Genomic DNA, 13,956 nt, shown 5'->3' on the forward strand with positions numbered 1-13,956 from the left:
GCTTTTGTGGCGAGGGGATTTATCCCCGCTGGGGCGCGAAGCGGCTCTCAAGCCTGACAACCCGGTGTGTCTGATGGACTTTGGGGCTGCTTCGCAGCCCAGCGGGGATAAATCCCCTCGCCACAAAAGTAATGTGCACATTCGCTTGGCAGGATGCTCATGGCTGATGTTTTACCCAAGGCCCGGTACAATCCGGGCCTTGTTGTTTTCATGACTTAACGCAGGATCACTATGCCGGCTTCATTCGTCCATCTACGCCTGCACACTGAATATTCCCTGGTCGACGGTCTGGTGCGGATCAAGCCCCTGGTCAAGACGCTGGTGGGCATGAACATGCCTGCCGTGGCCGTTACCGACCAGAACAATATGTGTTCGCTGGTCAAGTTCTACAAGAACGCCATGGGCGCCGGGATCAAGCCGATCTGCGGTGCCGACCTGTGGCTGGCGAACAAGGACCCGGACGCGCCGCTGAGCCGGATCAGCCTGCTGGTGATGAACGCCATGGGCTATCGCAACCTCACCGAGCTGATTTCCCGCGGCTTTATCGACGGCCAGCGCAACGGCTCGATCATCATCGAGCGCGAATGGGTGGCCGAGGCCAGCGAAGGGCTGATCATGCTGTCGGCGGCCAAGGAAGGTGAAATCGGCCAGGCCCTGCTCAGTGGCAATGTCGAGGAAGCCGAGCAGTTGGCCCGCGACTGGATGGCCGTGTTTCCGGATCGCTTCTACATCGAAGTGCAGCGCACCAACCGTCCCAATGACGAAGAACACCTGCACGCTGCCGTGGCCCTGGCCGACAAGCTCGGTGCGCCGCTGGTGGCGACCAACGACGTGCGGTTCATCAAGCAGGAAGATTTCGAGGCCCACGAGACCCGCGTCTGCATCGGTGAGGGCCGTGCCCTCGATGACCCGCGTCGGCCTAAAAACTACAGCGACCAGCAATACCTCAAAAGCGCCGAGGAAATGGCGGAGCTGTTCAGCGACCTGCCCGAAGCGCTGGAAAACACCGTCGAGATCGCCAAGCGCTGCAACATCGAAGTGAAGCTGGGCAAGCACTTCCTGCCCAACTTCCCGATTCCCGATGGCATGACCATCGATGAATATTTCCGCAAGGTCTCGTTCGACGGCCTCGAAGAGCGCCTCAGCGTCCTGCTGCCCAAGGACACCACCGAAGATTACGAAGCCAAGCGCCAGGTCTATGTCGATCGGTTGAATTTCGAGCTGGATATCATTATCCAGATGGGCTTCCCCGGCTACTTCCTGATCGTGATGGACTTTATCCAGTGGGCCAAGAGCAACGGCGTGCCCGTTGGTCCTGGCCGGGGGTCGGGTGCCGGGTCGCTGGTGGCCTACGTGCAGAAGATCACCGACCTCGACCCGCTGGAATATGACCTGCTGTTCGAACGTTTCCTCAACCCGGAACGGGTGTCCATGCCCGACTTCGACGTCGACTTCTGCATGGATGGTCGCGACCGGGTGATCGACTACGTGGCCGAGAAATACGGCCGCAACGCGGTGAGCCAGATCATCACCTTCGGTTCCATGGCTGCCAAGGCTGTGGTGCGCGACGTGGCGCGGGTGCAGGGCAAGTCCTACGGCCTGGCGGATCGCCTGTCGAAGATGATTCCGTTCGAAGTCGGCATGACCCTGGAAAAAGCCTACGAGCAGGAAGAAATCCTGCGGGACTTCATCAAGGTCGATGAAGAGGCTGCGGAAATCTGGGAGATGGCCCGCAAGCTTGAAGGCGTGGTGCGTAACGTCGGCAAGCACGCCGGTGGCGTGGTCATCGCGCCGACCAAGCTGACTGACTTCTCGCCGATCTATTGCGATGAAGAGGGCGACGGCCTGGTCACCCAGTTCGACAAGGATGACGTCGAGGCGGCGGGCCTGGTGAAGTTCGACTTCCTCGGCCTGCGGACCCTGACCATCATCGATTGGGCGCTGAAGACCATCAACCGCGACCGAGCCAAGGTCGGTGAAGAACCGCTGGACATCGCCTTCATTCCGCTGGACGACAAGCCGACCTACAGCCTGTTGCAGAAAGCTGAAACCACGGCTGTGTTTCAGCTTGAATCCCGGGGGATGAAGGAGCTCATCAAGAAGCTCAAGCCCGACTGCCTGGAAGACTTGATCGCACTGGTGGCCCTGTTCCGTCCGGGCCCGCTGCAATCGGGCATGGTGGATGACTTCATCAACCGCAAGCACGGTCGCGCCGAGCTGGCGTACCCGCACCCCGATTACCAGTACGAGGGCTTGAAGCCAGTACTGGCGCCGACCTACGGCATCATCCTGTACCAGGAACAGGTGATGCAGATTGCCCAGGTGATGGCCGGCTACACCCTCGGCGGCGCGGACATGCTGCGTCGTGCCATGGGTAAGAAAAAACCCGAAGAGATGGCCAAGCAGCGCGGTGGCTTCATCGAAGGTTGTGCGAACAACGGCATCGATGCGGACCTGGCGGGCAACATTTTCGACCTGGTGGAAAAGTTCGCCGGCTACGGCTTCAACAAATCCCACTCCGCCGCCTATGGCCTGGTCTCGTACCAGACCGCATGGCTGAAGGCACATTACCCGGCGCCGTTCATGGCGGCGGTACTCTCGGCGGATATGCACAACACCGACAAGGTCGTGACCTTGATCGAAGAAGTGCGGACCATGAAGCTGCGCCTCGACGCACCGGACGTGAACGCTTCGGAGTTCAAGTTCACGGTGAACGACGAAGGCCGCATCATCTATGGCCTCGGCGCGATCAAGGGCGTGGGCGAAGGGCCGGTGGAGGCGATTACCGAAGCGCGCCAGGACGGGCCGTTCAAGGATCTGTTCGATTTCTGCGCCCGGGTCGATCTCAAGCGCATCAACAAGCGCACCCTCGACGGTTTGATCCGCAGCGGCGCGCTGGATCGCCTGGGGCCTTACTTCCACGATGAGCCGAAGGCCTACCAGGCCAATATCGACCGCAACCGCGCGGTCTTGCTGGCGGCGATGGAAGAGGCGATCAAGGCCGCCGAACAGACTGCCCGCACCCACGACAGCGGCCACGCCGACCTGTTTGGCGGGCTGTTCGTCGAGGAGGACGCCGACGTCTACGGCAACCATCGCAAGGCCAAGGAGCTGACCCTCAAGGAACGCCTCAAGGGTGAGAAAGACACCTTGGGCCTCTACCTGACCGGTCACCCGATCGACGAATACGAAGGCGAGATCCGCCGCTTCGCCCGTCAGCGCATCATTGACCTCAAGCCGGCTCGTGACACGCAAACGGTCGCCGGCATGATCATCGCCCTGCGGGTGATGAAAAACAAAAAGGGCGACAAGATGGGTTTCATCACCCTCGACGACCGCTCCGGGCGCATCGAGGCGTCGTTGTTCGCCGATGCGTTCCATTCCGCGCAGTCGTTGTTGCAGACGGATGCGATGGTCGTCGTGGAAGGAGAGGTGAGTAACGACGACTTTTCCGGTGGCCTGCGGCTGCGGGTCAAGCGCGTGATGAGCATGGAGGATGCCCGTACCAACCTGGCCGAGAGCCTGCGCCTGAAGTTGCAAACCCAGGATCTGAAAGGCGATCAGCTACGCTGGCTGGGCGAGTTGTTCAAGCGCCATCGCGGTGCTTGCCCGATCACCATGGAGTATGTACGACCCGACGCCAAGGCCGTGCTGCAGTTCGGCGAAGGTTGGCGGATCGATCCGGCGGATGCGTTGATTCAAGCCTTGCGTGACCAGTTCGGCAAAGACAACGTCTTCCTCCAATACCGTTGACGGCCAGGGGCCACTTCCGTATTCGGAGCGCCCCTGACCTCGACTCGAATTTTTAATCTCGACCTGAACGCGCCTCTCCCTTAAGGTAGGGCGCGAATAGACAACCGGCCGGCCCAAGCTCTCTTGGACGTCGACCCAAGACGGACGCCTATGAACCCGAATTTTCTAGATTTCGAACAGCCGATCGCCGACCTTCAAGCCAAGATCGAAGAGTTGCGCTTGGTCGGTAACGACAATTCGCTGAATATCGGCGATGAAATCTCTCGGCTGCAGGACAAGAGCCGCACGCTGACCGAAGACATCTTCGGCAAGCTGACCAGTTGGCAGATCGCGCGTCTGGCGCGTCATCCGCGTCGTCCCTACACCCTGGACTACATCGACCACATCTTCACCGAGTTCGATGAGCTGCACGGCGACCGTCACTTCTCCGACGACGCGGCGATTGTCGGCGGCGTTGCCCGCCTGGACGACCAGCCAGTGATGGTCATCGGTCACCAGAAGGGGCGCGAAGTGCGCGAGAAGGTGCGTCGCAACTTCGGCATGCCGCGTCCGGAAGGCTACCGCAAGGCCTGCCGCCTGATGGAAATGGCCGAACGTTTCAAGATGCCGATCCTGACCTTCATCGACACCCCGGGCGCCTACCCTGGCATCGACGCCGAAGAGCGCAACCAGAGCGAAGCGATCGCCTGGAACCTGCGCGTCATGGCCCGCCTGAAAACCCCGATCATCGCCACCGTGATCGGCGAAGGCGGTTCGGGCGGTGCGTTGGCCATCGGTGTCTGCGACCAACTGAACATGCTGCAATATTCGACCTACGCGGTGATCTCGCCGGAAGGTTGCGCCTCGATCCTCTGGAAAACCGCCGAGAAGGCGCCGGATGCCGCTGAAGCCATGGGCATCACCGCCGAGCGTCTCAAAGGCCTGGGCATCGTTGATAAAGTGATCAATGAGCCAGTGGGCGGCGCCCATCGTGACCCGGCTGCAGCCGCTGCGCTGATTCGCGCCGAGCTGAGTTCGCAGCTGTCGATGCTCAAGAAATTCGACAACGAAGCGCTGCTGACCCGTCGCTACGAGCGGTTGATGAGCTACGGTCTCTGATCCAAGCGTTGTACCCTGTGTGGGAGCGAGCTTGCTCGCGATAACGGTTTAACATTCAACCAATAAGTTGACTGATACACCGCCATCGCGAGCAAGCTCGCTCCCACATTTGATTGGTGTGAAGGCCAGTTTCCATGAATCAGCCCAGGATTGATCTGCCAACCCGGCTCCTCACACAGCTATCTCCCTGGCGCAACGCCGCCACCTGGCGCATCGCCTTCTCCGGTGGCCTCGATTCCACCGTCCTGCTGCACCTGCTCGCCTCCCTGGCAAAAACCCAAGCCCTGCCACCGCTCAGCGCAATCCATGTCCATCACGGTCTCCAGGCCGCGGCCGAGGCGTGGCCAGAACATTGTCGCCGGGTCTGCGAGGCCCTTGGGGTGCCGCTTGAAGTGGTCGGCGTTGAGGTCCGACCCGGTGCCAGTGTCGAGCGGTCGGCCCGCGATGCCCGTTACGGCGCTTTCATCGCCGCGACACAAGACAACGAAGTGCTGCTCACCGCCCAACACCGGGACGACCAAGCCGAGACCCTGCTGTTTCGCCTGTTGCGCGGCGCGGGGGCGCGGGGCTTGGCGGCAATGCCGAGGCAGCGACCGTTGGGCCGGGGACATTTGCTGCGACCGTTGCTCGATGTATCCCGCAAAGAGCTGGAGGCCTATGCCAGCCGGCATGGCTTGAGCTGGGTCGAGGATCCATCAAACGATGATCATCGCTACGCGCGTAATTTCCTGCGCCAACGGGTCTTTCCGGTCTTGGCCGAACAGTGGCCCCAGGCGTCCACGACCCTCGCCCGCAGCGCCGCGCACCTGAGCGAGGCGCAAGGCTTGCTGGACGAGCTGGCGCAGATCGATCTGGCGCTTGCCATGAGCGCCAGCGCGTTCGACTGGCTCGGGTTGCGGTCTCTTGAGCTGGCGCCGTTGCGGGCTTTGTCTGCGGGCCGCCAGCGCAACGCATTGAGTCATTGGCTGGCTCCGGTGACGAAGCTTCCCGACAGCGACCATTGGGTGGGTTGGGACTCGTTGCGTGATGCCCGGGACGATGGTCATCCGGTCTGGCGGCTGGCGGACGGAGAATTGCACCGGACGGGCGGACGCATCTGGTGGTTATCCGACCGCTGGCTGCGGCCGGTCTCGGGGCCGATTGAATGGCTTGAGGTCGATCAGCCGTTGTTGCTGCCGGGCAATGGTCGGGTGATTCTTCGCGGCGCAGCCCCCTCGGGAGCGCTTTGCATCCGCTATCGCCAGGGCAGTGAAATCATGGAATTGCCGGGGCGTGGGCACCGGGATCTCAAGCGTTTGCTCAACGAAAACGGCGTGCCGGCGTTCGTCCGCGGCCGTTTGCCGCTCCTGTATCGGGGCGAGCAATTGCTGGGGTTGGCCAACCTGCCGGGGCTGGACAGCGACCCTAATGGCACTTGGCAATTGAGCTGGCAGCCATGAAAGCCAAGATCTGGGTTTGAGCTGAAAGGGGCTTTCCGGTAGACTACGCTCCCTTCTTGATACAACTTCTGTGGATTCGCCTGAATTGCAGGAGTTGCCGATTACCAAGCAGTCTTTGCTGGGCGATTCCAAAAAATGTGTAGCGAACAACGTACCGGTGATTTCACCTCCGGTCTGTCCCGACGCGGCGGTTTTTTTGAAAGGTGCACTGTGATTAATGCAGGTGATCGGGGGCTTCGGCCTTCCTTCGCTTTCCCCGGCGGCTCTGACCGCTTTAACGCAGACTTCTAGGGTTTTTCATGACGCGCTACATATTCGTCACGGGCGGTGTTGTTTCTTCATTGGGGAAAGGCATTGCCTCGGCTTCATTGGCGGCCATCCTGGAGGCGCGGGGACTTAAGGTCACCATGCTCAAGCTGGACCCGTACATCAACGTCGACCCGGGCACCATGAGCCCGTTCCAGCACGGTGAAGTGTTCGTCACCCACGACGGCGCCGAGACCGACCTGGACCTGGGCCACTACGAGCGGTTCATCCGCACGACCATGACCCAGAACAACAACTTCACCACCGGCCGTGTCTACGAGCACGTCCTGCGCAAGGAGCGTCGTGGTGACTACCTGGGCGCGACCATCCAGGTCATCCCGCACATCACCGACGAAATCAAGCGCCGCATCATCAAGGGTGCCGGCGACGCCGACGTGGCGATGGTCGAGATCGGCGGCACCGTGGGCGACATCGAGTCCCAGCCGTTCCTTGAAGCCATCCGCCAGTTGCGTTTCGAAATCGGCGCCAAGCGCGCGATGCTGATGCACCTGACCCTGGTGCCATACATCGCCACTGCCGGCGAGACCAAGACCAAGCCAACCCAGCACTCGGTCAAGGAACTGCGTTCCATCGGCCTGCAGCCGGACGTGCTGATCTGCCGCTCCGATCACCCGATCGACATCTCCTCGCGTCGCAAGATCGCCCAGTTCACCAACGTGGAAGAGCGTGCGGTCATCGGCCTGGAAGACGCCGACACCATCTACAAGATCCCGGGCATCCTGCACTCCCAGGGCCTCGATGACTTCGTCGTCGAGCGCTTCGGCCTGCAATGCGCCAGCGCCGACCTGTCCGAGTGGGACGCCGTGGTCGATGCCAAGCTCAATCCAGAGCACGAAGTCACCATCGCCATGGTCGGCAAGTACATGGAGCTGCTGGACGCCTACAAGTCGCTGATCGAAGCGATGAGTCATGCCGGCATCAGCAACCGCACCAAGGTCAACCTGCGCTACATCGATTCCGAAGATATCGAGAACCAGGGCACCGGCCTGCTCGAAGGCGCCGATGCGATCCTCGTGCCGGGCGGCTTCGGCCTGCGCGGCGTGGAAGGCAAGATCACCGCGGTGCAATACGCCCGCGAAAACAAGGTGCCATACCTGGGCATCTGCCTCGGGATGCAAGTCGCGGTCATCGAGTTCGCCCGTAACGTGATGGGTTGGAAAGACGCCAACTCTACCGAGTTCGATCGCGCCAGCGGCCACCCGGTCGTCGGCCTGATCACCGAATGGGAAGACGCCACCGGCGCCGTCGAAGTGCGTACCGAAAGCTCGGACCTGGGCGGCACCATGCGCCTCGGTGCCCAGGAGTGCCTGCTCGAAGCCGGCTCCAAGGTGCACGATTGCTACGCCAAGGACGTGATCGTCGAGCGTCATCGCCACCGCTACGAGGTGAACAACAACCTGCTGCCACAACTGATCGAAGCCGGCCTGAAGATCTCCGGCCGTTCCGGTGACGGTGCGCTGGTTGAGGTGGTCGAGGCTGCTGACCATCCATGGTTCGTCGCTTGCCAGTTCCACCCGGAGTTCACCTCGACACCGCGCGACGGTCATCCGTTGTTCAGTGGTTTCGTGAAAGCCGCTTTGGCTCAACACCAGAAAAAGGCATAAGACGATGGCCCAGAAGATCATCCGCGTCGGCGACATCGAGATTGCCAACGACAAGCCCATGGTGCTGTTCGGCGGCATGAACGTGCTGGAAAGCCGCGACATGGCGATGCAGGTCTGCGAAGAGTACGTGAAGGTTACCCAGAAATTGGGTATCCCTTACGTCTTCAAGGCCAGCTTCGACAAGGCCAACCGTTCGTCGGTCACTTCTTACCGTGGCCCAGGCCTGGAAGAGGGGATGCGGATTTTCCAGGACATCAAGCAAGCCTTCGGCGTGCCGATCATCACCGACGTCCACGAGCCTGACCAGGCCGCGGTCGTCGCCGAGGTCTGCGACATCATCCAATTGCCGGCCTTCCTGTCGCGCCAGACCGACCTGGTGGTCGCGATGGCCAAGACTGGGGCGGTGATCAACATCAAGAAAGCCCAGTTCCTCGCGCCTCAGGAAATGAAACACATCCTGAGCAAATGCGAAGAGGCTGGAAATGACCAGTTGATCCTTTGCGAGCGGGGTTCGAGCTTCGGCTACAACAACCTCGTGGTGGACATGCTCGGCTTCGGCATCATGAAGCAGTTCGAGTACCCGGTGTTCTTCGACGTGACCCACGCGCTGCAAATGCCTGGCGGTCGCTCCGATTCCGCGGGTGGTCGTCGCGCCCAGGTCACCGACCTGGCCAAGGCCGGCATGAGCCAGTCCCTGGCAGGCCTGTTCCTCGAAGCCCACCCAGACCCAGACAACGCCAAGTGCGACGGCCCTTGTGCCTTGCGCTTGAACAAGCTGGAACCTTTCCTGTCTCAGCTCAAGTCGCTGGATGAGCTGGTCAAGGGTTTTCCGACGATAGAAACCGCGTAACACGGTTTTCTCCGGTAAAGTACCGCTCGATAAACGCTCTGGCCTGCGGGCCGGGCGTTATCGTCGGCGAGCCTGCCCGCTGCTCTATCCCGCCGACGGTAAAAGATTTCCTCTCGCTGCGTCGTTTTCGTCAACTTTGGAGTGTTTACAACAATGGCAAAAATCGTCGACATCAAAGGTCGTGAAGTTCTCGACTCCCGTGGCAACCCCACTGTCGAAGCGGACGTGCTTCTCGACAACGGCATCATCGGCAGCGCTTGTGCGCCGTCCGGTGCTTCCACTGGCTCGCGCGAAGCGCTGGAGCTGCGTGATGGCGACAAGAGCCGTTACCTGGGCAAGGGCGTGCTGAAGGCCGTCGCCAACATCAACGGTCCGATCCGTGACCTGTTGCTGGGCAAGGACCCTGCCGACCAGAAAGCCCTCGATCAGGCGATGATCAAGCTCGACGGTACCGAAAACAAAGCCACCCTGGGCGCCAACGCGATCCTCGCCGTGTCCCTGGCCGCTGCCAAGGCCGCTGCCCAGGACCAGGACCTGCCGTTGTACGCGCACATCGCCAACCTCAACGGGACGCCGGGCGTGTACTCGATGCCGGTACCGATGATGAACATCATCAACGGTGGCGAGCATGCCGATAACAACGTCGACATCCAGGAGTTCATGGTGCAGCCGGTTGGCGCCAAGACCTTCTCCGAAGGCCTGCGCATGGGCACCGAGATTTTCCATCACCTCAAGGCCGTGCTGAAGGCCCGTGGCCTGAGCACTGCCGTTGGCGACGAAGGCGGTTTCGCACCGAACCTGGCGTCCAACGAAGATGCACTGAAAGTGATCTCCGAAGCCGTGGCCAACGCTGGCTACAAGCTGGGCACCGATGTGACCCTGGCTCTGGACTGCGCCGCCAGTGAGTTCTTCGAAGACGGCAAGTACAACTTGTCCGGCGAAGGCCAGGTGTTCACTGCCGAAGGTTTTGCCGATTACCTCAAGGGCCTGACCGAACGCTACCCGATCATCTCCATCGAAGACGGCCTGGACGAGTCCGACTGGGCTGGCTGGAAAATCCTCACTGACAAGATCGGCGAGAAAACCCAGCTGGTGGGCGACGACCTGTTCGTGACCAACACCAAGATCCTGAAAGAAGGCATCGACAAGAAGATCGCCAACTCGATCCTGATCAAGTTCAACCAGATCGGCACCCTGACCGAAACCCTGGAAGCCATCCAGATGGCCAAGGCCGCCGGTTACACCGCCGTGATCTCCCACCGCTCGGGTGAAACCGAAGACTCGACCATTGCCGACCTGGCTGTGGGCACCGCGGCGGGCCAGATCAAGACCGGTTCGCTGTGCCGCTCCGACCGCGTTTCCAAGTACAACCAACTGCTGCGCATCGAAGAGCAGTTGAACGGCAAGGCCAAGTACAACGGTCGCGCCGAGTTTCGCGGTTAAGCTGTAAATGATAAAAAGACAGCGGATTGCGTCGCAAAAGTCGCCAAGGTGGCGGTTTTGCCTCTAATCTGATGCCTTATCAAGCACAAGCCTGGGTCTTCCAGGCTTCGTGCTATCAGACGCTTCAAAGTTTGGCATGGCGGTCTTTTTTCACTGGATACCTGATATTCGATGCGCAGTCCCAATTGGTTGTTTCTCGTCTTGCTCTTGTTGCTGGCCGGCCTGCAGTACCGCCTTTGGGTGGGTAATGGCAGCCTGGCGCAAGTGGCCGAGCTGACTCAGCAAATTGCCGACCAGCACGCCGAAAACGAGGCGTTGCTGGAGCGTAACCGGGTAATGGACGCCGAAGTGATGGAATTGAAGAAAGGCATGGAGACCGTCGAAGAGCGGGCTCGCCATGAATTGGGCATGGTGAAAGAGGGCGAAACCCTCTATCAACTGGCCCAATGAGCATCCGTCTACCGGCCTTCTGGGCCGTGATTCCTGCCGCGGGCGTGGGTGCCCGTATGGCCGCGGACCGTCCCAAGCAGTATCTGCAACTGGGCGGACGCACAATTCTCGAACACAGCCTTGGCTGTTTCCTCGATCACCCGACCGTCAAGGGCGTGGTGGTCAGTGTTGCACCTGACGATCCCTACTGGCCGACATTGGCCTGTGCCAGCGACCCGCGTATCCAGCGTGTGGATGGCGGTGAGCAGCGTTCGGGTTCGGTGCTCAATGCTTTGCTGCACCTTCACGAGCAGGGCGCCGATGATTTCGATTGGGTGCTGGTACACGACGCCGCGCGGCCGAACCTGGCGCGGGACGATCTCGATAATTTGCTCCATGAGCTGGTGAATGATCCGGTCGGCGGCCTGCTGGCCGTCCCGGCGCGTGACACGCTCAAGCGCGCGGACAAGCATGGCCGTGTGTTGGAAACCATTGATCGCAGCGTGATCTGGCAAGCCTATACGCCGCAGATGTTCCGCCTCGGCGCCTTGCATCGAGCCCTGGCCGACAGCCTGGTGGCGGACGCGGTGATTACCGATGAAGCATCCGCCATGGAGTGGGCGGGGCAGGCGCCTCGGTTGATCGAAGGGCGAGCGGATAACATCAAGGTCACCCGGCCGGAAGATCTGGAGTGGTTGCGCCAGCGTTGGGCGAATCGGCATTGAGCCGGATCTGTTTCCTCGTTTGATCGCCATTGTCTGGGCCGGAGCCATCGCGAGCAAGCTCGCTCCCACAGTGGACCGGTGTGAACACATGTCCATCATTCGACGATAAACCCTGTGGGAGCGAGCTTGCTCGCGATGGCGTCTCCCGAGGCAACGAGTAACCCCGATTACCCCCGATACTCCGGCCGCTCAGCCAACCCTTCTTTCAAATAATCCACCAACTTGCGCACCTTCGGCGACAGATGCCGTTGCTGCGGGTACAGCGCCCAGACAGCCGTATTCGGCGGCTGATGAGCCTCCAGCAGCGAAATCAACGCACCGCTGTTCAAATGTTCCAGCACGTAATAATCCGGCAACTGGCACAAACCCACACCTTGAAGCGCCGCATCAAGTACCGCTTGCCCACTGTTGCAACGCCAGTTTCCCTGGACTCGCTGGGAAAATTCCCTCCCGTTCTGCTCCAGTTGCCACATGTCGGAGCTGCCGATCAGGCAGTTGTGGCGGCTCAGTTCCGACAAGCTGTGGGGGCGACCATAACGTTCCAGGTAAGAGGGCGAAGCGCAAAGGTACATGCGTCGCGGTGCCAGGCGTGCGGCGACCAAGCGTGAGTCCTGTAGGCGGCCAAGGCGAATCGCCAGGTCCAGGCCCTCGTGGACGAGGTCCAATTGGCGATTGCTCAATTCTATGTCCACGCGCAATTGCGGATATAGGCCCATGAACCGCGTCACCAACGGCACGATGAACCGTTCGCCGTAAGCCACGGCACAGGTCATGCGCAGCATGCCCTTGGGCTCGCTGGTCAAATCGCCGACGGCCCGCAGTGCTTCCTCGCGGCCATCCTGCAGGCGTTGGCAATGCTGCAAAAAGGTTTGTCCGGCTTCGGTCAATGTCACGCGGCGGGTACTGCGGTAGAGCAGTCGTGTCTGCAGACGCTCTTCAAGCCGTACGATTTGGCGACTGATATGGGAAGACGAAACCCCGAGCCGTTCCGCAGCGGCCGTGAATTGGTTGCATTCGGCCACGGCCACAAACTCGTCGATGCCTTCCCAGCGGTTATCAGACATGAATGGATTATCCCTATATGGCAATAATGTTTTGCTTTTGGCTGGATTATTCATCGTCTGGTAGCCGATTACACTCCTTGTCTCGTTTTTATTCGCTGGAGTATCCGGATGATCAAGTCACGCGCCGCCGTTGCCTTCGAGGCCAAGAAACCCCTGGAAATCGTCGAGGTCGACGTTGCCATGCCCAAGGCGGGCGAGGTGCTGTTGCGCGTCGTGGCTTCGGGCGTTTGCCATACCGACGCCTACACCTTGTCCGGCGCCGACCCGGAAGGGATTTTTCCGTCGATCCTCGGCCACGAAGGCGGCGCCATTGTCGAAGCCATCGGTGAAGGCGTCACCTCGGTGGCGGTGGGCGACCATGTGATTCCGCTGTACACGCCGGAGTGCGGCCAGTGCAAATTCTGCAAGTCGGGCAAGACCAACCTCTGCCAGGCGATTCGCGCCACCCAGGGCAAGGGCCTGATGCCGGACGGCACGTCGCGCTTTTCCTACAAGGGCGAGACGATTTTCCACTACATGGGCACCTCGACGTTCTCTGAATACACCGTGCTGCCGGAAATCTCCGTTGCGAAGATTCCAAAAGAGGCGCCGCTGGAAAAGGTCTGCTTGCTGGGTTGCGGAGTCACCACGGGTATCGGCGCTGTGTTGAACACCGCCAAGGTCAAGCCGGGTGACACCGTGGCGATCTTCGGCCTGGGCGGCATCGGCCTTTCGGCTGTGATTGGCGCCGTGAAGGCCAAGGCCGCGCGCATCATCGCCATCGACATCAACCCGGCCAAATTCGAAATCGCCAAACAACTGGGCGCCACTGATTGCGTCAACCCGAAAGACTTCGACCGTCCGATCCAGGAAGTCATCGTCGACATGACAGACGGTGGCGTGGACTTTTCCTTCGAGTGCATCGGCAACGTCCAGTTGATGCGTGCTGCGCTGGAATGCTGCCACAAGGGCTGGGGCGAGTCGGTGATCATCGGTGTGGCCGGGGCTGGCCAGGAAATCGCCACCCGTCCATTCCAACTGGTGACCGGGCGCGTCTGGCGCGGCTCGGCGTTTGGTGGCGTGCGCGGGCGCAGTGAACTGCCGAGCTACGTGGAGATGGCTGAAAAGGGCGAGATTCCGCTGGACACGTTCATCACCCACACCATGGGCCTGGAAGACATCAACAAGGCGTTTGACCTGATGCACGAAGGCAAGAGCATCCGTACCGTTATTCATTTCTGAGGT

9 protein-coding genes and 1 pseudogene are annotated in these 13,956 nt (G+C 60.7%); 9 read left to right on the plus strand and 1 reads right to left on the minus strand.

Going from position 1 to position 13,956, the window contains the following annotated elements:
* Window positions 1-231 precede the first annotated feature (231 nt).
* From dnaE to ispD, 8 genes and pseudogenes are all read left to right on the plus strand, one after another.
* On the plus strand, window positions 232-3,753 hold the full coding sequence (gene dnaE, locus FHK92_RS17675) for a DNA polymerase III subunit alpha (RefSeq protein ID WP_181289184.1): 3,522 nt from the start codon (window positions 232-234) through the stop codon (window positions 3,751-3,753).
* Window positions 3,754-3,903: 150 nt separating this feature from the next.
* On the plus strand, window positions 3,904-4,851 hold the full coding sequence (locus FHK92_RS17680; protein ID WP_181289185.1) for an acetyl-CoA carboxylase carboxyltransferase subunit alpha: 948 nt from the start codon (window positions 3,904-3,906) through the stop codon (window positions 4,849-4,851).
* A gap of 134 nt (window positions 4,852-4,985) precedes the next feature.
* Window positions 4,986-6,315, plus strand: a pseudogene (tilS, locus tag FHK92_RS17685) (tRNA lysidine(34) synthetase TilS).
* A 274-nt stretch (window positions 6,316-6,589) separates the two neighbouring features.
* Window positions 6,590-8,221 carry a CTP synthase gene (locus FHK92_RS17690; RefSeq protein ID WP_030139477.1) on the plus strand — a complete coding sequence of 544 codons (1,632 nt, stop codon included), beginning with the start codon at window positions 6,590-6,592 and terminating at the stop codon, window positions 8,219-8,221.
* 4 nt (window positions 8,222-8,225) lie between these two features.
* Window positions 8,226-9,071: a 3-deoxy-8-phosphooctulonate synthase gene (gene kdsA / locus FHK92_RS17695; RefSeq protein WP_030139476.1), complete on the plus strand. Its 846-nt coding sequence runs from the start codon at window positions 8,226-8,228 to the stop codon at window positions 9,069-9,071.
* 153 nt (window positions 9,072-9,224) lie between these two features.
* Window positions 9,225-10,514 carry a phosphopyruvate hydratase gene (gene eno, locus FHK92_RS17700; RefSeq protein WP_045155188.1) on the plus strand — a complete coding sequence of 430 codons (1,290 nt, stop codon included), beginning with the start codon at window positions 9,225-9,227 and terminating at the stop codon, window positions 10,512-10,514.
* A 171-nt stretch (window positions 10,515-10,685) separates the two neighbouring features.
* Window positions 10,686-10,964, plus strand: a complete 279-nt coding sequence (gene ftsB, locus FHK92_RS17705; RefSeq protein ID WP_030139474.1) for a cell division protein FtsB — start codon at window positions 10,686-10,688, stop codon at window positions 10,962-10,964.
* Window positions 10,961-11,668: a 2-C-methyl-D-erythritol 4-phosphate cytidylyltransferase gene (gene ispD / locus FHK92_RS17710; RefSeq protein WP_181289187.1), complete on the plus strand. Its 708-nt coding sequence runs from the start codon at window positions 10,961-10,963 to the stop codon at window positions 11,666-11,668. Before ftsB ends, ispD begins: the two co-directional genes overlap by 4 nt.
* Window positions 11,669-11,835: 167 nt before the next feature.
* Here ispD and FHK92_RS17715 read toward each other — a convergent pair whose 3' ends face one another.
* Complete coding sequence (locus FHK92_RS17715; protein WP_181289188.1) at window positions 11,836-12,732, minus strand: LysR substrate-binding domain-containing protein; 897 nt, start codon at window positions 12,730-12,732, stop codon at window positions 11,836-11,838.
* Between the two features lie 108 nt (window positions 12,733-12,840).
* Here FHK92_RS17715 and FHK92_RS17720 point away from each other — a divergent pair, with 108 nt between their 5' ends.
* Window positions 12,841-13,953, plus strand: a complete 1,113-nt coding sequence (locus tag FHK92_RS17720) for an S-(hydroxymethyl)glutathione dehydrogenase/class III alcohol dehydrogenase (RefSeq protein ID WP_060738985.1) — start codon at window positions 12,841-12,843, stop codon at window positions 13,951-13,953.
* Window positions 13,954-13,956: the final 3 nt, after the last annotated feature.

Origin of the sequence: Pseudomonas brassicacearum subsp. neoaurantiaca, from assembly GCF_013608025.1 — a bacterium.
Classification (GTDB): Bacteria; Pseudomonadota; Gammaproteobacteria; order Pseudomonadales; family Pseudomonadaceae; genus Aquipseudomonas.

Coding starts and splice junctions, on each gene's coding strand:
- FHK92_RS17690 (WP_030139477.1), top strand. CDS start 6,590: ATGACGCGCTACATATTCGTCACGGGCGGTGTTGTTTCTTCATTGGGG.
- kdsA (WP_030139476.1), top strand. CDS start 8,226: ATGGCCCAGAAGATCATCCGCGTCGGCGACATCGAGATTGCCAACGAC.
- FHK92_RS17715 (WP_181289188.1), bottom strand. CDS start 12,732: ATGTCTGATAACCGCTGGGAAGGCATCGACGAGTTTGTGGCCGTGGCC.
- FHK92_RS17680 (WP_181289185.1), top strand. CDS start 3,904: ATGAACCCGAATTTTCTAGATTTCGAACAGCCGATCGCCGACCTTCAA.
- eno (WP_045155188.1), top strand. CDS start 9,225: ATGGCAAAAATCGTCGACATCAAAGGTCGTGAAGTTCTCGACTCCCGT.
- ftsB (WP_030139474.1), top strand. CDS start 10,686: ATGCGCAGTCCCAATTGGTTGTTTCTCGTCTTGCTCTTGTTGCTGGCC.
- ispD (WP_181289187.1), top strand. CDS start 10,961: ATGAGCATCCGTCTACCGGCCTTCTGGGCCGTGATTCCTGCCGCGGGC.
- FHK92_RS17720 (WP_060738985.1), top strand. CDS start 12,841: ATGATCAAGTCACGCGCCGCCGTTGCCTTCGAGGCCAAGAAACCCCTG.
- dnaE (WP_181289184.1), top strand. CDS start 232: ATGCCGGCTTCATTCGTCCATCTACGCCTGCACACTGAATATTCCCTG.